Origin of the sequence: Micromonospora craniellae (genome assembly GCF_014764405.1) — a bacterium.
GTDB classification, from domain to species: Bacteria; Actinomycetota; Actinomycetes; order Mycobacteriales; family Micromonosporaceae; genus Micromonospora; species Micromonospora craniellae.
The window spans coordinates 6663863-6685643 of the sequence record NZ_CP061725.1 but is presented as its reverse complement, the minus strand read 5'-3'; the positions used below and the strand labels follow the sequence as shown (position 1 = coordinate 6685643).

The 21781-nt window shown below is 71.8% G+C and carries 20 protein-coding genes; 10 read left to right on the top strand and 10 right to left on the bottom strand.

What is annotated here, in order from left to right:
* Complete coding sequence (gene katG / locus ID554_RS30410) at positions 1–2277, top strand: catalase/peroxidase HPI (protein WP_117226868.1); 2277 nt, start codon at positions 1–3, stop codon at positions 2275–2277.
* 78 nt (positions 2278–2355) lie between these two features.
* Here the strand turns inward: katG and ID554_RS30405 are convergent, their stop codons facing one another.
* The 4 genes from ID554_RS30405 to ID554_RS30390 all read right to left on the bottom strand — a co-directional run bounded on the left by ID554_RS30405 (position 2356) and on the right by ID554_RS30390 (position 6412).
* Positions 2356–2976, bottom strand: a complete 621-nt coding sequence (locus ID554_RS30405; protein ID WP_117226869.1) for a DUF1775 domain-containing protein — start codon at positions 2974–2976, stop codon at positions 2356–2358.
* Positions 2973–4727 carry a copper resistance CopC/CopD family protein gene (locus ID554_RS30400; RefSeq protein ID WP_117226870.1) on the bottom strand — a complete coding sequence of 585 codons (1755 nt, stop codon included), beginning with the start codon at positions 4725–4727 and terminating at the stop codon, positions 2973–2975. Before ID554_RS30400 ends, ID554_RS30405 begins: the two co-directional genes overlap by 4 nt.
* Positions 4728–4740: 13 nt before the next feature.
* Entirely contained in the window at positions 4741–5460 is a 720-nt protein-coding gene (locus ID554_RS30395; RefSeq protein WP_117226871.1) for a YcnI family copper-binding membrane protein, read from the bottom strand.
* 103 nt (positions 5461–5563) lie between these two features.
* Positions 5564–6412, bottom strand: a complete 849-nt coding sequence (locus tag ID554_RS30390; protein ID WP_117226872.1) for a class I SAM-dependent methyltransferase — start codon at positions 6410–6412, stop codon at positions 5564–5566.
* 234 nt (positions 6413–6646) lie between these two features.
* Between ID554_RS30390 and ID554_RS30385 the strand changes: the two genes are divergently transcribed.
* From ID554_RS30385 to ID554_RS30375, 3 genes are read left to right on the top strand one after another with little or no spacing between them, the layout of a single operon-like run.
* Positions 6647–7024, top strand: a complete 378-nt coding sequence (locus ID554_RS30385) for a DUF2089 domain-containing protein (protein WP_223884350.1) — start codon at positions 6647–6649, stop codon at positions 7022–7024.
* Positions 7021–7281 (top strand): hypothetical protein, encoded by a 261-nt coding sequence (locus ID554_RS30380; protein ID WP_117226874.1) that lies wholly within the window; start codon positions 7021–7023, stop codon positions 7279–7281. Before ID554_RS30385 ends, ID554_RS30380 begins: the two co-directional genes overlap by 4 nt.
* A 19-nt stretch (positions 7282–7300) precedes the next feature.
* Positions 7301–7723 carry an SHOCT-like domain-containing protein gene (locus ID554_RS30375; RefSeq protein ID WP_117226875.1) on the top strand — a complete coding sequence of 141 codons (423 nt, stop codon included), beginning with the start codon at positions 7301–7303 and terminating at the stop codon, positions 7721–7723.
* 96 nt (positions 7724–7819) lie between these two features.
* On the opposite strand, the gene ID554_RS30370 is transcribed toward ID554_RS30375, so the two are convergent.
* From ID554_RS30370 to ID554_RS30350, 5 genes are read right to left on the bottom strand one after another with little or no spacing between them, the layout of a single operon-like run.
* A complete protein-coding gene (locus tag ID554_RS30370; protein WP_117226876.1) occupies positions 7820–10627 on the bottom strand; it encodes a DUF5682 family protein in 2808 nt (935 codons plus the stop codon).
* Entirely contained in the window at positions 10624–11736 is a 1113-nt protein-coding gene (locus tag ID554_RS30365; RefSeq protein WP_117226877.1) for an ATP-binding protein, read from the bottom strand. Before ID554_RS30365 ends, ID554_RS30370 begins: the two co-directional genes overlap by 4 nt.
* Before the next feature lie 14 nt (positions 11737–11750).
* Positions 11751–13088 carry a VWA domain-containing protein gene (locus ID554_RS30360; RefSeq protein WP_117226878.1) on the bottom strand — a complete coding sequence of 446 codons (1338 nt, stop codon included), beginning with the start codon at positions 13086–13088 and terminating at the stop codon, positions 11751–11753.
* Positions 13085–14482, bottom strand: a complete 1398-nt coding sequence (locus ID554_RS30355; RefSeq protein ID WP_117226879.1) for a hypothetical protein — start codon at positions 14480–14482, stop codon at positions 13085–13087. Before ID554_RS30355 ends, ID554_RS30360 begins: the two co-directional genes overlap by 4 nt.
* Positions 14482–14949, bottom strand: a complete 468-nt coding sequence (locus ID554_RS30350; protein WP_191088944.1) for a hypothetical protein — start codon at positions 14947–14949, stop codon at positions 14482–14484. Before ID554_RS30350 ends, ID554_RS30355 begins: the two co-directional genes overlap by 1 nt.
* Before the next feature lie 137 nt (positions 14950–15086).
* Between ID554_RS30350 and ID554_RS30345 the strand changes: the two genes are divergently transcribed.
* The 6 genes from ID554_RS30345 (at position 15087) to ID554_RS30325 (ending at position 20814) form a co-directional block, all read left to right on the top strand.
* Positions 15087–15671, top strand: coding sequence for a phosphotransferase (locus ID554_RS30345; protein WP_117226880.1), 585 nt, complete (start codon positions 15087–15089; stop codon positions 15669–15671).
* A gap of 396 nt (positions 15672–16067) precedes the next feature.
* A complete protein-coding gene (locus tag ID554_RS30340) occupies positions 16068–17540 on the top strand; it encodes a family 43 glycosylhydrolase (RefSeq protein ID WP_117226882.1) in 1473 nt (490 codons plus the stop codon).
* Positions 17541–17787: 247 nt separating this feature from the next.
* A complete protein-coding gene (locus ID554_RS30335) occupies positions 17788–17952 on the top strand; it encodes a hypothetical protein (RefSeq protein ID WP_158573679.1) in 165 nt (54 codons plus the stop codon).
* Between the two features lie 107 nt (positions 17953–18059).
* Entirely contained in the window at positions 18060–19166 is a 1107-nt protein-coding gene (locus ID554_RS30330; RefSeq protein WP_199489136.1) for an AbfB domain-containing protein, read from the top strand.
* Between the two features lie 201 nt (positions 19167–19367).
* Entirely contained in the window at positions 19368–19760 is a 393-nt protein-coding gene (locus ID554_RS32235; RefSeq protein ID WP_223884349.1) for an SCO5389 family protein, read from the top strand.
* On the top strand, positions 19750–20814 hold the full coding sequence (locus ID554_RS30325) for an LLM class flavin-dependent oxidoreductase (protein WP_223884348.1): 1065 nt from the start codon (positions 19750–19752) through the stop codon (positions 20812–20814). The genes ID554_RS32235 and ID554_RS30325 overlap by 11 nt, the downstream gene beginning before the upstream one ends.
* A gap of 31 nt (positions 20815–20845) precedes the next feature.
* Here ID554_RS30325 and ID554_RS30320 read toward each other — a convergent pair whose 3' ends face one another.
* A complete protein-coding gene (locus ID554_RS30320) occupies positions 20846–21706 on the bottom strand; it encodes an amidohydrolase family protein (protein ID WP_147333398.1) in 861 nt (286 codons plus the stop codon).
* Positions 21707–21781 lie beyond the last annotated feature (75 nt).

Below are 21781 nucleotides of genomic sequence, written 5' to 3'. Positions count from 1 at the left end.
TTGAGTAACGCACAGCACGACCGTCCGTCGAGCGCCCAGGGCGTGGACAAGAAGGCCGAGGCCGGCTGCCCGGTCGCGCACGACTCGGTGACCGCGCACGGCAGCGAGAGCGAGAACCCGGCGATCGACTCGCCGACCCCGAAGACCGGCGGTCGCCCCCGTACCAACCGGGACTGGTGGCCCAACCAGCTCGACCTCTCGGTGCTGCACGCCCACTCGTCCAAGGGCAACCCGCTCGGCGCCGACTTCAGCTACGCCACGGAGTTCGCCAAGCTCGACGTCGAGGCGCTCAAGCGGGACATCACCCAGGTCCTCACCACCTCCCAGGACTGGTGGCCGGCCGACTTCGGCCACTACGGCGGCCTGATGATCCGGATGAGCTGGCACGCCGCCGGCACGTACCGCATCGAGGACGGGCGCGGCGGCGCCGGCGACGGCGGGCAGCGGTTCGCCCCGCTCAACAGCTGGCCGGACAACGCCAACCTGGACAAGGCCCGCCGCCTGCTGTGGCCGGTCAAGCAGAAGTACGGCCAGCAGATCTCCTGGGCCGACCTGCTCGTGCTCGCCGGCAACGTGGCCCTGGAGTCGATGGGGTTCAAGACCTTCGGCTTCGGCTTCGGCCGCCCGGACGTGTGGGAGCCCGAGGAGATCTTCTGGGGCCCGGAGGACACCTGGCTCGGCGACGAGCGCTACGTCTCCGAGAAGGAGATGGCGCAGGGCGTCGGCGCGACCGAGATGGGTCTGATCTACGTCAACCCGGAGGGCCCCCGTGGCAATGCCGACCCGCTCGCGGCGGCACACTTCATCCGGGAGACCTTCGCCCGGATGGCGATGAACGACGAGGAGACCGTCGCGCTCATCGCCGGTGGCCACACCTTCGGCAAGACCCACGGCGCCGGCATCGCCGACGACCACGTGGGCCCCGAGCCCGAGGGCGCCCCGCTGGAGACGCAGGGCCTGGGCTGGCTGAGCACGCACGGCAGCGGCAAGGGCGCCGACACGATCACCAGCGGCCTCGAGGTCACCTGGACCGACCGGCCGACCGAGTGGAGCAACCGCTTCTTCGAGATCCTCTTCGGCTACGAGTGGGAGCTGACCACCAGCCCCGGCGGCGCCAAGCAGTGGGTCGCCAAGGACGCCGAGGCGATCATCCCGGACGCCCACGACCCGTCGAAGAAGCACAAGCCGACCATGCTCACGACGGACCTGTCGCTGCGCGTCGACCCGGCGTACGAGCGGATCTCCCGCCGCTTCCTGGAGAACCCCGACGAGTTCGCGCTCGCCTTCGCCAAGGCATGGTACAAGCTGCTGCACCGCGACATGGGCCCGGTCAGCCGCTTCCTCGGCCCGTGGGTCCCCGAGGCCCAGCTCTGGCAGGACCCGGTGCCGGCCGTCGACCACGAGCTGGTCGGTGACGCCGACGTCGCGGCGCTCAAGACCAAGGTCCTGGAGTCCGGGCTGAGCACCGCCCAGCTCGTCTCGACCGCGTGGGCCTCGGCCGCCAGCTTCCGGTACACCGACAAGCGGGGCGGCGCCAACGGTGCCCGCATCCGCCTCGAACCGCAGCGCAGCTGGGAGGTCAACCAGCCGGAGCAACTCGCCGGGGTGCTGAAGACCCTGGAGGACATCCAGCGGGAGTTCAACTCCGCCGGTGGCGCGAAGATCTCCCTGGCGGACCTGATCGTGCTGGCCGGCTCCGCCGCCGTCGAGAAGGCGGCGCGCGACGCCGGGGTCGAGACCACCGCCCCGTTCCACCCGGGCCGTACCGACGCTGCCCAGGAACAGACCGACGTCGAGTCGTTCCGGGTCATGGAGCCGCGTGCCGACGGGTTCCGCAACTACCTGCGGCCGGGTGAGAAGACCCAGCCGGAGGTCCTGCTCATCGACCGGGCCTACATGCTCAACCTGACCGCGCCCGAGATGACCGCCCTGATCGGCGGCCTGCGTTCCCTCGGGGCCAACGTCGGTGACAGCCGCCACGGCGTCCTCACCGACCAGCCCGGCGTGCTCACCAACGACTTCTTCACCAACCTGCTCTCTCCGGGCACCCGGTGGAAGGCGTCGGAGTCCGACGAGCACGTGTACGAGATCCGCGACCTGGCCACCGACGAGGTGAAGTGGACCGCTACCGCGGTCGACCTCATCTTCGGTTCCAACTCGCAGCTCCGGGCGCTCGCCGAGGTCTACGCCAGCGACGACGCGCGCGACAGGTTCGTGGCCGACTTCGTCGCCGCCTGGACCAAGGTGATGGAACTCGACCGGTTCGACCTGGCCTGATCCGGGCCGCACCGAGGGGCCCCGGCCGATCGTCGACGATCGGCCGGGGCCCCTCCCGTTTCGGAGACCGTCGACGCCCTACGTGGTGCGCCGCGCGACCACGAACCCGGCCACCGCTGCGGCGGCGACGAACACGACGAGCACGGTCAGCGCCTGACCCAGCGTCGCGCCCCCGGCCTCCGGCGGGGTCACACCGCCTGCGGCGGGAGGCGGCGCGACGGTCGCCTCCGGTGGGGTTTCGAGCACGGCGTTGGTCGCGATCAATCTCGGTGCCGGGTAGTCGCTGTCGGCGGTGCGGTCGATCCAGTCGAGCGAGTTGCCGTCGGCACACCGTTGCAGCACCGGGAAGTGCAGTGTGTCGCCCGCCTGAGCCACGATCCGGGTGGTCACGCCCACCTCGGCGGTCTCCAGCCCCGGCCCGGTGAACGTGACGCGATCCCCGGCGACGGCGGCGGACCAGCCGTCCGGCTCCACGGTGCCGGTGGCGGTCGCCCCCTCGGGTAGGGCGACGACCAGCTCGGTGGTGGGGGAGTCGTCGCAACTGTGGTCGAAGGCGAACGTCAGGGTCGTGGTGCCGTCACCGTTCGGCCGCGCGCCCGCAACCTCGACGTGCGCTGCGGCGGGCACCGCCCCCAACGCCAGGTACGCGATCACACCGGCCGCCACGGCGGCCGTCCGGAGCAACCGTCGCGGCGTCATCCGACCTCCACCGGGAGGCGGGCGATCGGATTCTCGTACTTCGAGGTCCGCACGCTGACCTGTAGGACCCAGGAGCCGGCGAGAGGCAGGTCGACGACCGCCTCGTACCGGCCCGGACCGGTCTGCGACAGCGTCCGCTCCAGCGGGCCGACGTCCATCGCGGGCAACTGGACCGTCAGCCTCGGGTCGTCCACCGGCTCGACGGGCTGGCCCGCCGCGTCGAGGAGATCCAGTTCCATCGAGTTCACTCCCACCACCCCGGGGGTCAGCCGGACGACGGCCCGACCCGACCCCAACGGCGCCTCCACCACGATCGGGCGCTCCCCGGCGTCGGCCGCTGGAGGCGTACCCGTCGCGGTGACGACCGGACTCTGCGTGACCAGGAACCCGGTGGTGGCGACCACACCGACCAGCAACGCCGCCTCCCACCGGACGGAGCGGCGTAGCAGTCGCCACGCCGCCGCGGATCCGTCGTCACGGTCGGCGGCCACGACCCGGGGCACCAGCCGGAACCTGTTGTGCGCGGCCACGGCCAGGACCACCACGGTCAGCCCGACCTTGGTCAGCAGGGCCGTCCCGTACGCGGTGCTCCAGAGCCCCTCCCAGGACCCCAGGATGCGCCACCCGAGCAGCACCCCGGTCAGGCCGAGCACACCGACGAGGACGGCGGCGGTGCGCGAGAACGCGGACACCGTGCGCGCCGCCGCACCGGGCGGCAGGTCGGCCGACCGGGTCAGCGTCCATGCCAGGGCCACCAACCCGCCCAGCCACACACCGGCGGTGACCACGTGCAGCACGTCGGCCGTGACGACCAGCCAGGCCGGGCCGTAGGTCCGGGTGTGCCCGACCAGAGCGACCGCCCCCCAGGCGAGCGCGACACCGGTGAACGCCATTGCGGTCAGCGCCGCCCGCCGGGCGGCACCGGTGGACCCGCCGGTCGTCGCGGTGGTGGGTGGGGAACCCACCGTCACGGTGGCCCACCAGGCGGTGCCCAGACCCAGCACCACCAGCAGTGAGCTCAGGGACTCCTCGGCACCGAGCCCGGCTGTCCACAGGGCGGGGTCGGTCAGCCCGTCCAGGTCGCGGCCGTCCTGCCAGGCGGGGACGGCTGGCACCAGGACCAGCCGCGTCGCCACCGTCAGACCCACCGACCAGGCGACCAGCCGCAGCAGCCGTCGCCGCAGCACCGGCGCGTCGGCGCGCAACAGCACCAGCAAGAAGACCAGTACGCCCGCACCGACGAGGAGACCGAGGTAGGAGGCCGCCTCGCTGACCTGACGCAGGATGTCCAGTCCGCGCCCCGGGTTGCTCTCCGGCACTGCGACTGCGGAGCTGCTCGGCGCCCCGACAGCGAAGCTGAATCCACCCGATACGGGATGACTGTCAGCTGAGATCACCCGGTACGTGAGGATGTAGGTGCCACCGGGTAGCTCCGGCGGCACGGTCAGGACCACCGTGGTGTCCACCGACCGGCTGTCGCTGGACAGCTCATCGCCGGCCGCGTCGAGCAGCCGGACACCGCCGGGGCGTACCGTCACCTGCTCGTTGAAGGTCAGCGTGATCTGGGCCGGCGCGGTCGCCAGCACGGCGCCGTCGACCGGATCGGTGCCCAGCAGGACCGCGTGGGCGGCGGCCGGCGCCGCCGGGACGACGGCGGCCAGCAGGCCGAGCAGGCCGGCGAGCACGGTGGACCAGGCCCACCGTGCCCGCCCGCTGGCCCGGCGGCCCGCCGAGCTGCTGCGGGACGTCACCCGTGCCCGCCCGTCAGGCGGTCCTGCGGGTACGCACCAGCGCCAACCCGCCGGCCACCAGGCCCAGCGCGCCGAGCCCCAGCGCGATCCACGCCACCGCCCCGGTGCCGCCCTCGGACTCCGTGCTGGTCTGGGCCACCGGCTGCTCCTCGGCGTCGTGGGCGGCGTCGGCCGTGTCGGCGGCGTCGGCCTTTGCGGTCACGACGAACTTCGGTGCCGGGTAATCCAACTCGTGACCCTCCTGGCCCGCCTCGGGCAGCTGCACCCAGGCCGCCTCGCCCTGCTCGCAGGTCTGCACCGAGGGGAACACCAGCGTCTCACCGGCGGTGTCCGGCAGCTTCACCGACAGTTCGAACTTGTCACGCAGGTCGTCCGGCAGTGGCGTGTTCGCGGTGTAGACCACCTCGGTCACCCGCTGGGTGACCTCGTTGCCGTGTCCGTCCGTGATCGGCGGGTTCAGGGCCGCCATCACCTTCTCGACCGTCCAGTTCGGGTTCACGGTGGGCGTGACCGTGACGATCTGGTCGGGGATCTTGATGGACACCTTGGTGGTGGCAGAACCGTCGCAACCGTGCGGCACCCCCATCGTCAGCACGGCGTACGAGCCGGCGGTGGTCACCGACGGGCTGACCGTGACGTGCGCGGCGGCCGGTGAACCGGTGAGTGCCACCGTCGCGGCGGTGAAGAGCCCGAGGGCACCGATCTGCGCGACCCGACGAACTGTGAAGTGCATGTGTGGACAACCTTCCGCGAGGGGTACGGCGACAGGGAAGCACGTACCTCGACTACCTGGTCGGGTACGCCTCGCCGGAAGTTCCCGGAAGTTTCTGCCGCCGTCAGGACTCCGCCCGGCTACCGATGGCGAACCGGACGCTGGTGGTCAACTGGAGGCTCTCGCCGGTGGGGGACAGGGCGTGTGCCGCATCGGCGAGGGCGGCGGGCAGTCGGTCGGGAGGGATGCGTTCCAGGATCGCGCGGGCCCCGTGCGACCACGCCCAGGCGACGAAGTGGTCGATGTCACGGAACCGGCTCTCGAACGGCACGTCGTCGATGGTGACCTGGTGATAGCCGGCACGGCGCAGGAGTTCGCCGGTCGACTCGCGCGTGGCGAAGTGCTCGGGCTTCCCCTTGTTCGGTGGCTGGCGGCGCTCCGGCGGCAGGTGCCGGGCCAACGCGGTGAGCGCGTCGTTGAACCGTGGATCGTGGGCGGCGAAGGTGGTGACGCCGATCCGTCCGGTGGGCCGCAGGAGCCGCCGGTAGGCGCGCAGCGCGTCCAGTGGAGCGGGCAGCAGGAACACGACGAGTCCGGCGAGCACGGCGTCGAAGGTGGCCTCGGGCAGGGGCGGATCCTCGGCGTCGGCGACGTCCACCCGGACGTGGGCGAGGCCGGCGGTGGCCACGTCGGCGCGGGTCAGGTCGACCATCGTCGGGGCCAGGTCGATGCCGACGACGCCGCCGGTCGGCCCCACGGCCTGCGCCGCGGGCAGCAGGACGGCGCCCCGCCCACAGCCCACGTCGAGGACCTGTTGTCCCGGGCGCAGCCCCACTCGGCGTACCAGCTCCCGCCCCATCGGGCCGAAGAACTCCACCCCGGTGCGATCGTAGGTGGCGGCGCCACGGTCGAACACCGCTGCGGTCTCGTGTTTGGCGCGCGTCGCCTCGGCGACGTCGATCCGATCACCCATGGCTCTCCCTGCGAATCTGGCGGTTGTGGTCGAGCTTGCGGTTGCTGGCCAAGGCGGAGGCATCGGGCGGTCGTCGTGCCGGTCCTCTCCCCGCTAGATGACGATGGTAATCGTTCCGGGTTGCCCGCCCTGTCGAGAGACGCGCCAAGTGCAGTAGGAATTAAGAAAATCAAGTGTAGCCCGCTATGGGATTGAGAAAATTTATGCCAGAATTGACTCCTGAGGTCATCGGTGGTGGGAGGTAGGCAGGTGGACTGGCAGGAGCTGACGGATCTGACCCGCGGACAGCCGTTCGTGGTCGAACGGGTCCGCCTCACCGGCACCGGCATCGCGGTCGAGGGGCAGTTCGAGCCGCCGCAACTGGCCCAACTCGGCGCCGACGACCAGGTGTTCGTGGCCGCGTTCGTCCGGTCGCACGGCTCGATCAAGGAGATGGAACGGATCTTCGGGGTGAGCTACCCGACGATCAAGTCCCGCCTGAACCGGATCGCCACGCAGCTCGACTTCGTCGACACCGACCCGGCCCCCACCGGCGCCGACGTCGTCGACCGGCTGCGGCGAGGAGAGATCGACGTCGCACAGGCGCTTGCCGAGTTGGAGAGGTCACGATGATTCCGCAGCTGGTGACCATCCGGCACCGCCGCCCCGACGGCCGCTGGCGGCGGCGGTACGTACCGGTCCTGCCGGTCCTGCTGCTGCTCGCGCCCCTGCTGCTGCTCGCCGTGCCGGTCGCACTGGTCGCCTGTCTCGTCGCCCGGGTGAATCCGGCAGCCGCGCTGCGGGGTGTCGGACAGGTGCTGTGCTCCCTGCCCGGCACCCGGATCGAGATCGCGCAGGGCCGCAAGGCCCTGCTGGTAAGCGTCAGATGAGTCGAGGAAGAGGACCGACATGAACGAGCAGCGCCGCCAGATCCTGCAGATGCTGGCCGACGGGAAGATCACCGCCGACGAGGCGGAACAGCTCATCGGCGCCCTGGAGCGCGAGCAGCCGGAATCGCCGACGGCAACCCCGCCCCGGCCGAAGGCCCGACCGAAGTACCTGCGCGTGATGGTGACCTCGCAGGACGACGACGGGCCGGGCCGGGTCAACATCCGGGTCCCGCTGCAACTCCTGCGCGCCGGGGTACGCCTCACCAGCCTGGTCCCGCCCCAGGCGCTCAGCAAGGTCAACGTCGAGCTGGCCAAGTCCGGCGTACCGATCGACCTGACCCAACTCAAGCCGCAGCACATCGAGGACCTCGTCGAGCAGCTCGACGACGTCACCGTCGACGTCGACCAGTCCGACGCCAAGGTGCAGGTCTTCTGCGAGTGACCCCGCCCGACGCGCCGGGGCCGCTCTGCGGCACGACGCCAGCGGCGTGGGCCGGCTCGGCGGCCCGCGCTGCCTGACGCCGACACGCGTCGCCGCTCACCTGCCGGACAGCAGCACCGCGACCGCCTCGGCGGTGCTCGGGTGGGCCTCCACCAGGGCCGCCGCGCCGCCGCGCGGACCCCGCCAGCCGTCCCCGACACCGAGCAACTCGGCGACCGCGTCCACCGGCTCCGGATGCCCGGCCAGCAGAGCGTGCACCTGCTGCCCGGCCGCCCCGCCGACGCGACGCGGCGTGGCGGTGGAAGCGGTGCCCTGCCAGGGCGGCACCCAGGAGTCCAGCGCGGACAGCGTGCCCGGGAAGGTACGCCCCGCCTCCCGGACCAGCAGCGGCACCGCCTCCGCACCATGCTGACGCAGGGTGGTGACGAGGTTGGGCAGCCAGGGCAGCAGGACCGGGTCGGGCAGCCGGGCGAACGCGGTGGACATCGTCTCCACCACGAACGGCGCGAGCCCCGGCACCGGTTCCAGCGCGTGCACGAACCCGGACAGGTACTGCGGGAAGGCCGGCACCACCAGCGGGTTGGCCAGCAGTTCCCGGCACTGGGCCCGCAACCCGGTCAGGGGCAGCAGACCGAGCTGGTGACGGGCCGCCCAGAGCAGGGCCACCTTGGCCGGCGCCTGCGGGTGGGACTGACCCACCGCGAGTTCCAGCTGGGACCGGTCGCAGCCCAGGGAGAGCGCCAGACTCTCCAGACTGAACAGGAAACCGAGCATCGCACCGACCTGCCGTACGCCGGTCTCCTCCTCGACGAACGCGGTCGGCAGCAACGTGCAGTAGTGGGCGTACCCGGTCGTCACGAACGCCGCGCACCAGGCCGGCAACGTCGGCGCGGTGGCCTGGTGATGGGCGAGCAGCCGACGGATCCGGCGCAGCACGCGCGGGGCGTCGTCGACGGTGCGTTCGGCGGCGAGCAACTCCACCGCCCGGGCACCGAGTTCGTCGACCAGTCGGGGACTGTCCAACAGCCGGATGGCGTCCTCGACGGCGGCGAGAGCGCCTGCGGCGGTGGCGCCCGGGCCGTGTGCCGCCCGACGCAGGCGCTGTTCCAGCACCTGTTCGACGGTCACGCCCTCGTACCCGAGTTCGATCAGCGCGCGCTGGTGGCGACCCAACGCCAGGTCCCAGCTCTCCTGGATCGACCGGTGGCCGAGCCGACGCTCACCCATGATCGGCCGGACCGCGCCCGGCGGCAGCACGTGCCGCAGCATCCAGAGCAGGTCAGCGCAGCCGGCCAACTCCGGCTTGCCGTGCAGGTCCAGCAGGGCCCGCTGCACGGTCCGTTTCTCCAGGTCCAGACCGAGCGGCTGGAGCCGGTCCAGCACGTCGCGGGCCAACGGCGGCAGGGCGTCGTAGCCGACCTGCCCGATCCGGTCCCCGCCGAGCAGGATCTCGCAGAGCCGACGCACGTCACGCCGACCCGGCGCCACGTCCTTCTCGATGCAGGTCACCGCCGCGTCGGCGAAGTCGTACGGGGTGGGTCGAGCCCGGTTGCGCAGCCCGGCCAGCAGGATCGACGTCTCGAACACCGCGATCGCGTCGGCGGTGCTGGCCAGGTAGCCGTTGCGTCGCGCCAACCGGACGATGTCCACACACCACCGGCGCAGTTCCGCCTCGTCGAGCCCGTCCAGAGCGGGTGGCGCGGCGAGGAACCCGACGAGCCGATCGCTGACCGCCTCGGCCGGCACGGTTTCCGGCTCGACGCGTCCGCGCCGGCCCCGGGGCGTGCCGCCACGCTGACCGTCCAGCCGGTACGGCGTCAGACCCGACCCGCTCACCGCCTTCGTCCAGGTCGCGGCGGCGATCGACACCGATCCGGGCGCGAGACCGAACTGGGCCTCGATCGCCGAGTGGCTCGACGGGATCAGACCGTACCGCCAGCGGGTCGCGGTGCGCGGGGAGATGTCGAAGTTCGGGGCGGTGGAGTCCAGGCCGAACTGCTCGACCCGGCTGGCGGCGTGGAAGGCGCCGCAGACATAGAGACAGTCCTCGGGCGCGGCGCCGGAGGCGGCCAGGTGCTGCCGGATCCGGGTCCACATGTAGCGTTCCCGATCCTCGTCGCGGTCGGTGCGGACCGACCCGGCGGGACGCAACCGTCGGAACAGGCTGCCGATCAGCACCATCACCTGACGGTAGGTGTCGTGGTCGGCGACCGTGAGTGGCCGTTCGACGTACTGGTCCCACCACTCCGACCAGTGCCGCACCTTGCCGTGGTGCAGCAGATGCGCCTCCAGTTCGGCGAACCGGGGACGCAGGTCGCCGATCTCCACGCCCACCGCGTCGCCGTGCAGCGCCGCCTGCTCGCCCGCGTCGGCGCCGCTCTCCCCGGAAGCCGGCTCGCCCGGGGACGGCGCCTCGTCGCGCGGTGACCACTGGAAGACGTGATCGGTGGAGCGGTCCACCAGCACCAGCTCCACCCCGGGCGTCTCAAGCGCGTACGCGATCGCCTGGTATTCGGCGGACGCCTCGGTGACCGGCGCGATCACGCTGAGCGGACCCCATGCGGCCGGGAAGCCGTCGAGTTGCGAGGCGAACGCCTGCACCGCCACCGGGAGCCGGCAGTTGCGCAGTTCCCCCAGCAGCGGTTGGAGGTCCTCACATAGCTCCAGATAGATCACCCGGGGTTGCTTGCGCCGCAGCCGGCGCACCATGGCCAGCGCCGAGGCCGGCGAATGGTGGCAGACCGGGAAGATCTCCAGCCGTTCGCCCAGTGCCCGGTCCACGTCGTCGACCATCCCGGCGAGGATGCCGGCCAGCGCGTCGGGACCGTCCGCGAACGCGGTGGCCGCGTCGGTGAGCTGTTCACGCAGGGCGCTGAACGTGCCGACGGTCGCGGGGGCGCTCATGACAGGGCGGCGATCGCCTGACGGCCACCGTCGAGGAAGCCGTGCCACTCGCCGCCGTCCTGCTTGGCCCGGGGCTCCACCACCGCGTGCAGGTACTTGTTGAGGATGGCCAGGTCCTCCGGGCTGCGCCGGGCCAGCGACCCCATCAGTGACCCGGCCAGCGTCTCGGCGCGTAGGGTCCGGTCGCCGAAGAACTGGCTGTGCAGGATCGCGTCCTCCAGCACACCGATCTGCTCGGCGGTGGACAGCGCCGACTCCAACTTCTCGTCGTCGCTGGCCGCCGACGCGGCGGCGGCCCGCAGGTCGGCGAAGCTCTGCAACAGGATGTCCAACAGCGTGGGCGGCACGTCCAGCTCCACGTGGTGCCGGCGCAGCAGTTCCTCGGTACGGAACCGGACGATCTCCGCCTCGCTGCGCCTGTTGGTGACCACCGGGATCCGGACGAAGTTGAACCGTCGTTTCAGCGCCGACGACAGGTCGTTGACGCCCCGGTCCCGGCTGTTCGCGGTCGCGATGATCGAGAATCCGGGCTGGGCGAAGACGATGTGGTCGTCGTTGAGCTCGGGGATGGAGACGTACTTCTCGGACAGGATGGAGATCAGCGCGTCCTGCACGTCGCTGGTGGACCGGGTCAGCTCCTCGAAACGGCCGACCACGCCCTGCTCCATCGCGGTCATGATCGGCGAGGGGATCATCGACTCGCGCGACTGACCCTTGGCGATGACCATCGAGACGTTCCACGAGTACTTGATGTGGTCCTCGGTGGTGCCGGCGGTGCCCTGCACCACGAGCGTCGAGTTGCGGCAGATCGCGGCGGCCAGCAGCTCGGCCAGCCAGCTCTTGCCGGTGCCCGGGTCACCGATGAGCAGCAGGCCACGGTCCGACGCCAGCGTCACGATGCTGCGTTCGACGAAGCTGCGATCACCGAACCACTTCTGCGGGATCTCCCGGTCCAGGCCGTCGGCGCGTTCCGAACCGAGCACGAACAGCCGGACCATGCGCGGGCTCAGCCGCCACGAGTACGGCTTCGGACCGGTGTCCACCGACTCCAGGAAGTCGAGTTCGTCGGCGTACTTGACCTCGGCAGGGGCACGCAGCATCTCGGACATCAGGGGTGTCTCTCCTAGGTGAGGAAGCTCTTGAGCTCGAAGACGAGTTTGCGGATGTGGCCGGAGACGACCGGGGTGCCCAGGTCCTTGAAGCGTTGCCGGAACCACGGGTTGACGCTCTGCTGACCGGAGCTGCTGACCGAGCCGACCGGGATGAACCGCACCCCCGACCGGTGCACCGCCTCGATGCCGTCGAACAGGGGCTGAGATCGGTTGAACTCGTAGAAGTCCGAGATCCACACCATCACCGTGTTCCTCGGCTCGACGATCTTCGGGCGGGCCATCGCCATCGCCACCGGCCCGTCGTTGCCGCCGCCGAGTTTGGTGCGGAGCAGGACCTCGAACGGGTCGTGCACCCACGGGGTCAGGTCCAGCGCCCGGGTGTCGTACGCGATCAGGTGCACGTCGACCTTGGGCAGACCCGCGAAGATCGACGCCAGGATGGTGCAGTTGACCATCGAGTCGACCATCGACCCGGACTGGTCCACCACCACGATCAGCCGCGACGGCGTGGTCTTGCGCGCCGTCTGCCGGTAGTAGAGCCGGTCGACGTAGAGGCGCTCGTCGTCCGGACTCCAGTTGGTCAGGTTCTGCCAGATGGTGCGGTCCAGGTCGAGGTTGCGGTAGACCCGTTTCGGCGGCACCGACCGGTCGATGCTGCCGACGCTGGTCTGCTCCACCTGGGTCCGCAACACCTCGGCGACCTCGTCGACGAACCGGCGGATCAGCGCCTTGGCGTTGGCCAACGCGACGCCGGACAGGTTGGCCTTGTCCCGCAGCAGTTGCTCGATCAGCGACATGCTGGGCGTGAGCTGGCTGGCCAGCGCCGGATCCGCCAGCACCTCCCGCAGGCGCATCCGCCGGACCAGGTCACCCTCGATGCCGGCGAGGGCGGCACCGAGGCCGGTGCCCTGCCGGCGCAGCTCGCCGGGGGCGCTGCCGAGCGCCTGCTCGAACCAGCCGGCGTCGGCCTGCCAGCGGGCCAGTTGACCGGCGGTGACCGACCCCGCCCCGGTGGCGAAGACGTTCAGCAGCAACTTCGACACCAGCGCGGCCCGGCGGACCTCGGCCTCACCGGGCTGATGCGACCCGTCCTCGTCGGTCGACACAGCCTCGGTGTCGGCGAGCAGGCCGCGCAACTCGTCGGCCACCTCGGGGAAACGCTGCACCACGGTGTCCACCGACACCGCCGGGTCCAGCAGGGCGGCCGGCAGTCCCAGGTCCTCGACCACGGCCATGCTCGCCGACTCCAGCGCGGGCTGCTCGTCCGGGTCGAAGATCCGGCCCAGCATCCGCCAGTAGAGCACCTGCCGCCGGTTGGCGGCGGCCTGGTCGTCAGGGGAGTCGGTCATCGGCGCAGCAACCGTCCCGCGCGCTCGCGCAACACGGCCACGGCGTCGCCCGCCCTGGCCTCGGCCTTGGCCACCTTCGGGTCGGTGACGCCCTCGGCCCAGTCGCCGTTGTGCGCCTCGACGGGCGCGCGTTTGACGGTGGCCTGTACCGCCAGCGGCTGCACCCACCACCGCCCGTCGTCCCAGCGGGCCAGGCCGAGGCAGGAGGTCGAGGCGGTGACCAGTGCGGCGGTGAGCGGGCCGGCCGCCGGCAGCCGGTCGACGGCGATGCCGATCGACTGGCCGTCCCGGTCGAGGGTGAGCCCGTCGTCGCCCTTCCGCATCCGGTAGCCCTCCAGCAGCACCGGCTCGGCGATCGCGGCCGGATGCCGGTCCAGCGGGGCGGTGGCCGCCGCCGTCACGTCGGCGAGCAGCAGCCGGCCGGTGGCGAACGGGTCGGCGTGCTCGCCCAGGCGGGCCTGCGACTCGCACCAGGACAGGTCACCGCCGCGCAGCGGCAGGCGGGTCACAGTCACCGTCCGCCGCTGTGCCACCGCCGCCAGCAGCACGGGGTACGCCGGCAGCAGCCGCCACACCGCCGGCCCGGTGATCGTCTCGACCTTCCCGGCCGCCACCGCCGTACGGACCAGTCGGGCCGGTCCACCGTCGGACGGTTCGAGGACGGCGTGCACCTGCACCTGCACCGCCGTGGCGTGCTCGTGCACGTCCACCCCGAGCGGGAGCAGACGCCCGGAGACCCGCTCGCCGTCGTCCAGCGGACCGGTCCGGTCCTGCGCGAGCAGCACGGCCCGGGTCCACAGGTCCGCCCAGCGACGGGCCGGGACCTGCGGCATCGTGGCTACCGGGAGGCTCGCCCGCAGTTCGGCGGCGAGCCCGTCGAGCAGCACCGCCAGGCGGCGCAGCCGTGGCTCGGCCAGAGCGGCCTCGACCGGCGACCCGGCGGCGGAGAGCAGCTCGTGGTCGACGTTGCGCCAACCGGCCACCGCCACCTCGTGCAGCCACGCACCGGCCGCGCTGCTCGCGGCGGAGGTCTCGGCCGACGCACCGGCTGGTGCCGTCCACAGTGCCCGGTCCCGCCCGACCGCGGCGTCGAACCGACCGAGCAGCGCGTCGTGCGCCGCGCCCAGCAGCGCCGACCGGGCACCGGCCAGGACGGCGAGGTCGTCCGGCCTGAACCCGCCGGCGGTGACCGTGTCCACCGCGTCGGCCACCCGGGCGCCCAGCGGGGTGCCGGCCACCGCGTCGGCCAGCGCCGCCAGGGCTGCGGCGGCCTCGTCGCCGACCCGTGCGAATCCGCTCACCAGGGCGTCGTCGAAGCCGGCGACCACCGTGTCGGCGTCGGAGAGCCCGACCGGAGTGTCCTCCTGCAACTGCGCGAGCTGCGTGCCGAGCATCAGCGACCCGCCCCGGTCGCCGGGAACCAGTGCAGTTCGGGCAGCGCGGTGGTGCTGTCCGCCAGTTCGAGGTAGGCCAGGTGGTGCAGGAAGCGGCTGAACACCACGGCAGCCGGGGTCGGCTCGGGCCGGGCGTCCATCCGGGCCCACAGGTCGGCCCCGCTCCGCACCCCGTCACCGGCGTCGACCCGCAGGTACCGGGCGACCCGGTCGACGCCGTACTGGAGGACGGCCTCCTCGGCGAGGGCCTGGAGATGCTTGCAGGGCGTGCCCCGTAGCCCGCCACAGGGCCGGTTGTTGTTGGTGCTGCAGTGGTAGGCGTGGGTGCCGGCGGTCACCGACGAGACGTACACCCGCTCGATGTCCGAGCCGCTGGAGACGACACCCTGCAGGCGGCCGTCGGCCAGTTCGACGAAGGGCACCTTCGCCAGCTTGCGTGGACGGGCCGGCGGCACCACCGCCAGCACGCTCCGCCGCCGCCAGGCGGTCCCGTCAGCGTCCGTCACCGCAATCCTCCTGCCCGCCGCGGACTCGGCGTCCGCCGTGGTGATGCCGCGCCGACCGGTGTCGGCGCCGCCGTGCTGAGAAAGATCATGGCCCACGGGTGCGACATCCGACCGCGCGGACACCCGCCTGCGCCCCGCCACCCCAGCAGACCATCCTCCTAGGACGCTCTGGGGGGAATGTCGACGAGGCCCGGCAGGACAGCGTCGGCGACTGGGCCGCCTTCGGGGCGGATCTGGCGGTGTTCGTCCGCGACCTGCACCGGGTGGACCTGATGGGGGCGTCCCGGACGGGTGACCTGAGCTGGTATCGCGGCGGGGCCCTGCAGTCCTGCGACGAGTGGATCAGCGGGTGTCTGCGCGACTGTCGCGGCACGGTCGGCGGCGACCTGGACGTGGTGTCGCTGGAGCGGCTCTGGCGGTCGGCGCTCGCCCTGCCGGAGCCCGCCGACGCCCCGATGTGGCTGCACGGTGACCTGAAGCCTACGCACCTGCTGGTCAGGCAGGGGAGCCTGCACGCTGTCATCGACTTCGGCAGCCTGTCCGTCGGCTTTCCCGACGCGGAGCACTCGACGGTCTGGGACCTGCCGGCCCAGGGGCGTCAGGCGTACTGGAACGCGATGGACCTCGACGACGCGACCTGGGAACGGGCGCGGCTGCACCACATCCGCTCGCCGGTAGGGTAGGAGTCGCGGACGGTCGCCGACCCGAACCCAGACCAGGCGTTGTGTTTGCGCTAACGTACCGGAAACGTGCCTGCCACAGCGACCCGGTGCGCAGCGTTTCATGTGAACGCGAGGAATCCGAACCGTTAACTTGACTGTCTTCGATGTTAGCGACAACATTGAGGGCGCCTGGCCGATCTGGCAGATCGATCGGAAGTCTCGCGGCGGCGATCGGCCATCGGCTTACCGCAGCGCCAGTGGCTGCTCCGCGCCGCTGGCGTACCACACAGGGACCGACATGACCTCCACCGATCCGCCCATCTGGAAAGCGCTTCCCCGCCTGTCCGCGCTCGTCGCGGTCGGCACCGCCTTGGCCTGGCAGTCCGTCCACTGAGCCCCGAAGGAGCCCCCATCACCATGCGTAACCACCACCGACGTGCCTTCTTCGCGGCGGGACTGATAGCCCTGCTCACCGTCGTGGGCACAGTCGTCGTGACACCGGCAGCCTCCGCCGCGACAGTCCAGCCAGGTGTGCCGTACGTCCTGGTCAACGGGCATAGCGGCAAGGCGCTCGACGTCTACAACCTGGCTACCGGCGACGGTGCCGCGATCAACCAGTACACCCGCAACGACGGCGCCTGGCAGCAGTGGCGCTTCCTGGACTCCGGCGGCGGCTGGTACCGCGTGCAGTCGGTGCACAGCGGCAAGGTGCTCGACCTGCCCACCACCGCCGACGGCATCCAACTCGTGCAGAACAGCGACCGCAACGACGCCCGACAGCAGTTCCGGCTCGCCGACTCCGCCGGCGGACACATCCGGCTGATCAACCGCAACAGCGGCAAGGCCCTGGACGTGTGGGAGTGGTCCACCGCCGACGGCGCGCGGGTGTCGCAGTACCAGGACCTCGACGGCGCGAACCAGCAGTGGCAACTCGTCGCCCTCGGCGCGTCGCCGGGGACCTTCACCAACCCGATCAAGCGCAACGGCCCGGACCCGTGGTTGCAGTACCACAACGGCTACTACTACCTGGCCACCACGACCTGGAACTCCACCATCACCATGCGGCGTTCCGCGACGCTCGCCGGGCTGGCCACCGCCACCGACCAGGTGATCTTCAACCTCGCCGGACGGCCCAACGGCTGTTGCAACATGTGGGCGCCGGAGTTCCACCTGATCAACGGCCGCTGGTACTTCTACTACACCGCCGGGCAGAACGTCGCGGACTTCAACCCCACCCAGCGCCTGCACGTGCTGGAGTCCGCCGGCACCGACCCGATGGGTCCGTACACCTTCAAGGCCGACCTCGGCAGCGAATGGGCACTCGACGCCAGCGTGCTGCGGGTCGGCGCCAACCTGTACCTGATGGGTACCTACAACGCCGGTGGCTCCTACGGACAGTCCAACTTCATCCAACGACTGTCGAACCCGTGGACCCTCACCGGCTCCCGGAGCCGACTCAGCTCACCGACGCTGTCCTGGGAGCGGCAGACCCACCCGGTCAACGAGGGACCCGAACCGCTGTACCACAACGGTCGCGTCATGGTCGTCTACTCGGCGTCTGCGTGCTGGGGACCCGACTACAAGCTCGGCCTGCTCACCCTCACCGGCACCGACCCGCTGAATCCGGCGCACTGGACGAAGCACCCCACGCCGGTGTTCCAGCGCAGCGACGCCAACGGCGTCTACGCCCCCGGCCACAACGGCTTCTTCAAGAGCCCGGACGGCACCGAGGACTGGATCGTCTATCACGCCAACGACTCGGCCGGTGGCGGCTGCGACATGAACCGCTCCACCCGCGCGCAGAAGTTCACCTGGAACGCCGACGGAACCCCGAACTTCGGTTCGCCCGCGCGTCTCGGTGTCGCGTTGACCGCGCCGTCAGGCGAGTAGCGGCGCTGCCAGGTGTAGTGGTGGCCCGGGGCATGCATCGCCCCGGGCCACCCGGCGTCAGATGCAGAGGCGGTCGGGACGCGAAGCGCGACGAGCCCTGCGCCCGCCTACACCACCACGAGGCACACCGGGAAGGTGATGCGCCCGGCCACCGCGCCACGGAGGCCGGCTGGGACGACGCCCGGGCGGCCGCCGCCGGTGAGGCCGCAGCGGTCCTGGTCGCCGTACGACGGTCGCGCAGGGGCACGTGGCCGACACTCCGGTCGAGCCCGGCGTGGAGCCGCCGTCGGGAGAACTCGCAAACGCCGACGTGGAAGCCGACGCGCGCCGGCTCACGTCGATATCCACGGTGCTCGGCGATCGCCTGGTCCGCGACACCGCCTCCGACAGCCTCAGCGCCCGCTCGACGTAGTCGCTTGCGAGGACTGGCGTCAACCCGTGTGGTGATGAGAGCGTATGTGCCGCAACCAGATGATCTGTCCGGGCGGACGCGTGCGCGGAAAGCGGCAGGAGACCATCATGTCCGAAAAGGGCACTCAGCAGCCACGCCTGCGCATCGGCGGCTGGATCTCCCCGACCGACGCCGACGCCGTTCCGACAGCGGTCACCCGACCGGGCAGCGGCGGGCAGCACGCCCGAGCCGCCGATCTTCCGGGACGGAGCACTCCGGCTCCGGTCCTGCTCCGCATGGTCCTGTCCGCACCCGCCCAACGGATCCGTACCTCCGCCGGCACCGGACCCGCCCCGGAGCGTCCCGGCGACGAACCCGCCACCGGCTCGCTGCCGCGCTCCGACGCGCCGCACCGCCCGGGTGGTGCGGCCGATGCCCGACGCAAGCTGCTGCTCTGCGGGCTCGCGGTGGTCGCCGTCAGCACCATCGTCGGTGCGACGGCACTGTACGACGGGCACACGCCGGACCCGGTACGCGGCGAGTTCACCGCAGCGGTGCCGCGCCCGGACGGACCACCGTTGGGCTCGGGCGATCCCGAGGTCATCGCGCCCCCGGGTGCCACCGGAGCCCCCACCCTCCCGCCGGGAGTCACCCCGACCGCCGGCGGCGGCGCCAGCCTGTCCCGCCGGGCCACCCCGGGTGCCACGTCGGCGCATCCCGTCCCCGCCGTCCCGCCAACTGCCGCCGGTGACTCCGCGCGTCCCCCCTCCACGCCCACGGCGCCGGCCGGCACCCCCCTGAGCCCGGGTGCCCGCGTCGGCCTGGAGGTCGCCGCCCTCCCCGGCCGCCGGGTACGACACGCCGGCTTCCAGGCCCGCGTCGACGCGGTCGACCCCGGCAGCAGTGCCGGCACGAGAGCCGACGCCGCATTCGTCGTACGCACCGGGCTCGCCGGTGCCTGCCACTCCTTCGAATCGGTCAACTTCCCCGGTCACTACCTGCGGCACCACGAGTTCCGGGTGTTCCTGCACCGCGCCGACGGCAGCGACCTGTTCCGCGCCGACGCGACGTTCTGCCAGGTCGCCGGCATCAGCGGTACGCACACGTCACTGCGGTCCTACAACTACCCGAACCGCTACCTGCGCCACGACGGGCACCGGCAGATGCACGTGTCCCCACTCGGCGACGGTGCCTCCTCGTCCTCGGCCACCTTCGTCGTCCGCCCCGCCCTGTGACGGCCACCGCTGCCACGCCGGCAGCGACGACCTGCGGCAACCACCGGCGCCGCCGCGACGCGGTGTGATCGATGGAGATCTACCGAAGGCAGACCGGACGGCGTCGTGCCCTTCCGTGTTCGGGGCATTGACGCGTGGTCACGGTCGTGATGTGCTCAGCCCAACGAAAGCGACAACCGTGATCGTTAACTGAGGAGGAGCATGTCTCTCACCGTACCGCCCGACCTGATGCGGGCCGCCGAGTCCGGTCCGGTCGGCGACGAGGAGTTCGTGGCCTGCGTACGGGAGTCGTTGCCGTACGCCTGGCAGACCGTCAGCCGGGTGGCGGCCGACCTGGCCACCTCCGGCGAGGAGTTCGCCGACAATGTGCTCCCGCCGCCCAGCGAGGCGGAGCGGGGGCAGTTGCTGCGGGCGCTGGCCAGCGACGCCATCCGGTCCAGCCTGGAGCGTCACTTCGGCGTCAAGCTGGCCTTCCAGAACTGCCATCGGGTCGCGGCCTTCCGGCCGTCGGCGGTCGACTCGGACACCTACCGCCGGTTCGTCTCCACCCGGGGCCAGTTGCTCAACCAGTCGCCCGAGCTGCGTGACTGCTGATCCCCACCGTGCCCGGCGAGCGGAACCGGACGTCCACGCGCACCTGTTCCTGCTCGCCGGGCACCGCCCCGGCGGTACCCACGCCGAGGCGCTCGCCGGCGCCCACCGGTACGGCCGTGCGGCGGAGGCCGCGGGATTCGACGGGGTGTGGATCGCCGAGCACCACTTCATCCCCTATGGTGTCTGCCCCTCGGCGGTCGCCTTCGCCGCGCACCTGCTCGGCGCCACCAGTCGCATCGCGGTCGGCACCGCCGCCTGTGTGTTGTCCAACCGGCATCCGGTGGCGCTCGGCGAGGAGGCGGTGCTGTTGCACGAACTCTCCGGCGGCCGGTTCCGGCTGGGGGTGGGCCGGGGCGGGCCGTGGGTGGACCTCGAGGTCTTCGGCACCGGCCTGGACCGGTTCCGGCACGGCTTCGGCGACTCGATGGAGGTGCTGCTGCGGTGGCTGTCCGGGACGCCGACGGTGGCCGGCAACGCGCGTTTCCCGTTCCGGCCGGTGCCGGTGGTGCCGCGACCGCGTAGCCGGGTGCCGCTCTGGGTGGCCGCCACCTCACCGGGCACCGTCGACCTCGCCGCCCGGTACGGCCTCCCGCTCCTGCTCGGCCTGCACGCCGACCTGGCCGAGAAGGCGGAGCTGTTGGCCCGCCACGCGCGGGTGGCCCGCGCACACGGGCACGATCCCGCCGGCATCCACCATGCCAGCGCCCATCTCGCCCAGGTGGCCGGGACCGACGACGCGGCGGCGCGGGCGGTCCGCGCCGGTCTCCCCCCGCTGCTGGCCGGCACCGCCGAGTACGTCCGCCTGGACGGCGTCACAGGTGGGCGCCGCGATCCGGTGCGCTATGTGGAGCACCTGATCGACATCCATCCGGTCGGCTCGCCCCGCCGCTGCCGGGAGGCCGTCGCCCGGGCGGCGGCGCTGCCGGGCGTACGACATCTGCTGTTCATGGTGGAGGCGGCCGGGGGCCGGGACCTCACCCTCGACACCATCCACCGGCTGGCCGTGGACGTCCTCGGCCTGCCCGCCCCCGATACCGTGGCGGGTGCGGTGTGACCTGCCGGCGTTCCGGTCCCCCGGTTCGCCCTCAGGACGGCGCAGCCGCTGACGCGTCCCGCCCCGGCGCCTGGTCGAGGATGCGGCACAGGTTGGCGCCGAGGACGTCCGCCCGCTCGGTGGGGGAGAGGCCGTCCAGCCCGACGGGTTCCAGCGTCTGCACGAACGAGACATGATCGAGGCTGGGCGGGAAGTCCGAGCCCCAGTACAGTCGCCGGCTGCCGAAGCGCCCCAGGAGTAGTTCGACGAAGGGCCGGGCCGCCGGGTGCGGCCAGGCGTGCGGCGGATCGCTGACCGCGTACAGGCCGGAGATCTTCACCCCGACGTGCGGCAGTCGGGCAAGGTCGAGCAGCGGCGCCAGGATCTCGGCGGCCTGCTGTGGGGACGGGGGTGTGGGCTGGCTGCCGGGCAGTCCGAGGTGACTGACCAGCACCGGACACTCGTCGAGGGCGGCGAGCGCGGGGCCGAGTCGGCGGGTGGCGGCCGGCGTGACGTTGAGGCTGATCACCGCCCGGGCCGCGCGGAGTTCGGCGGCGAGGCCGGTCGCCCAGGCGGTGAAGCGGTCGGCCTGTGCGTCGTCCGTCAGGTACGCGGCCATTCCCACGAACCCCGCCGCCCACCAGCGGGCCAGCTGCCCGTCCGCCGGTCCACCTGGTGGAACATAGGCGACCGGGGCGATCCAGGTGTGCCGGGCGGCCAGCCCTGCGAGGTAGTCGTTGTTGCCGGCGAAGCGTGGCTCGCCCTCGTACCCGACCACGAGGGCCCGATCGATGCCGTGCGCGCGGCGGATGTCCTGATATGCGGCGATCTCCTGGCCGCCCGCCGGGGAGCGTCCGTACCGGCCCGGGTAGCCGTCGGCGAACAGGTGCAGATGGGCGTCAGCGCGGTCCATGGTCACGGACGATAACCCAAATTCTGGCTGGTTATTGACGCGGACACCCCCCTGACTTAGGTTCTTGTCTCAATT

Bases quoted from the DNA above. Each gene is read 5' to 3' on its own strand.
- ID554_RS30405 (WP_117226869.1), bottom strand. From the start codon at position 2,976: ATGACGCCGCGACGGTTGCTCCGGACGGCCGCCGTGGCGGCCGGTGTG.
- ID554_RS30395 (WP_117226871.1), bottom strand. From the start codon at position 5,460: ATGCACTTCACAGTTCGTCGGGTCGCGCAGATCGGTGCCCTCGGGCTC.
- ID554_RS30390 (WP_117226872.1), bottom strand. From the start codon at position 6,412: ATGGGTGATCGGATCGACGTCGCCGAGGCGACGCGCGCCAAACACGAG.
- ID554_RS30380 (WP_117226874.1), top strand. From the start codon at position 7,021: ATGATTCCGCAGCTGGTGACCATCCGGCACCGCCGCCCCGACGGCCGC.
- ID554_RS30375 (WP_117226875.1), top strand. From the start codon at position 7,301: ATGAACGAGCAGCGCCGCCAGATCCTGCAGATGCTGGCCGACGGGAAG.
- ID554_RS30370 (WP_117226876.1), bottom strand. From the start codon at position 10,627: ATGAGCGCCCCCGCGACCGTCGGCACGTTCAGCGCCCTGCGTGAACAG.
- ID554_RS30365 (WP_117226877.1), bottom strand. From the start codon at position 11,736: ATGTCCGAGATGCTGCGTGCCCCTGCCGAGGTCAAGTACGCCGACGAA.
- ID554_RS30360 (WP_117226878.1), bottom strand. From the start codon at position 13,088: ATGACCGACTCCCCTGACGACCAGGCCGCCGCCAACCGGCGGCAGGTG.
- ID554_RS30355 (WP_117226879.1), bottom strand. From the start codon at position 14,482: ATGCTCGGCACGCAGCTCGCGCAGTTGCAGGAGGACACTCCGGTCGGG.
- ID554_RS30340 (WP_117226882.1), top strand. From the start codon at position 16,068: ATGCGTAACCACCACCGACGTGCCTTCTTCGCGGCGGGACTGATAGCC.
- ID554_RS30330 (WP_199489136.1), top strand. From the start codon at position 18,060: ATGTCCGAAAAGGGCACTCAGCAGCCACGCCTGCGCATCGGCGGCTGG.
- ID554_RS32235 (WP_223884349.1), top strand. From the start codon at position 19,368: ATGTCTCTCACCGTACCGCCCGACCTGATGCGGGCCGCCGAGTCCGGT.
- ID554_RS30320 (WP_147333398.1), bottom strand. From the start codon at position 21,706: ATGGACCGCGCTGACGCCCATCTGCACCTGTTCGCCGACGGCTACCCG.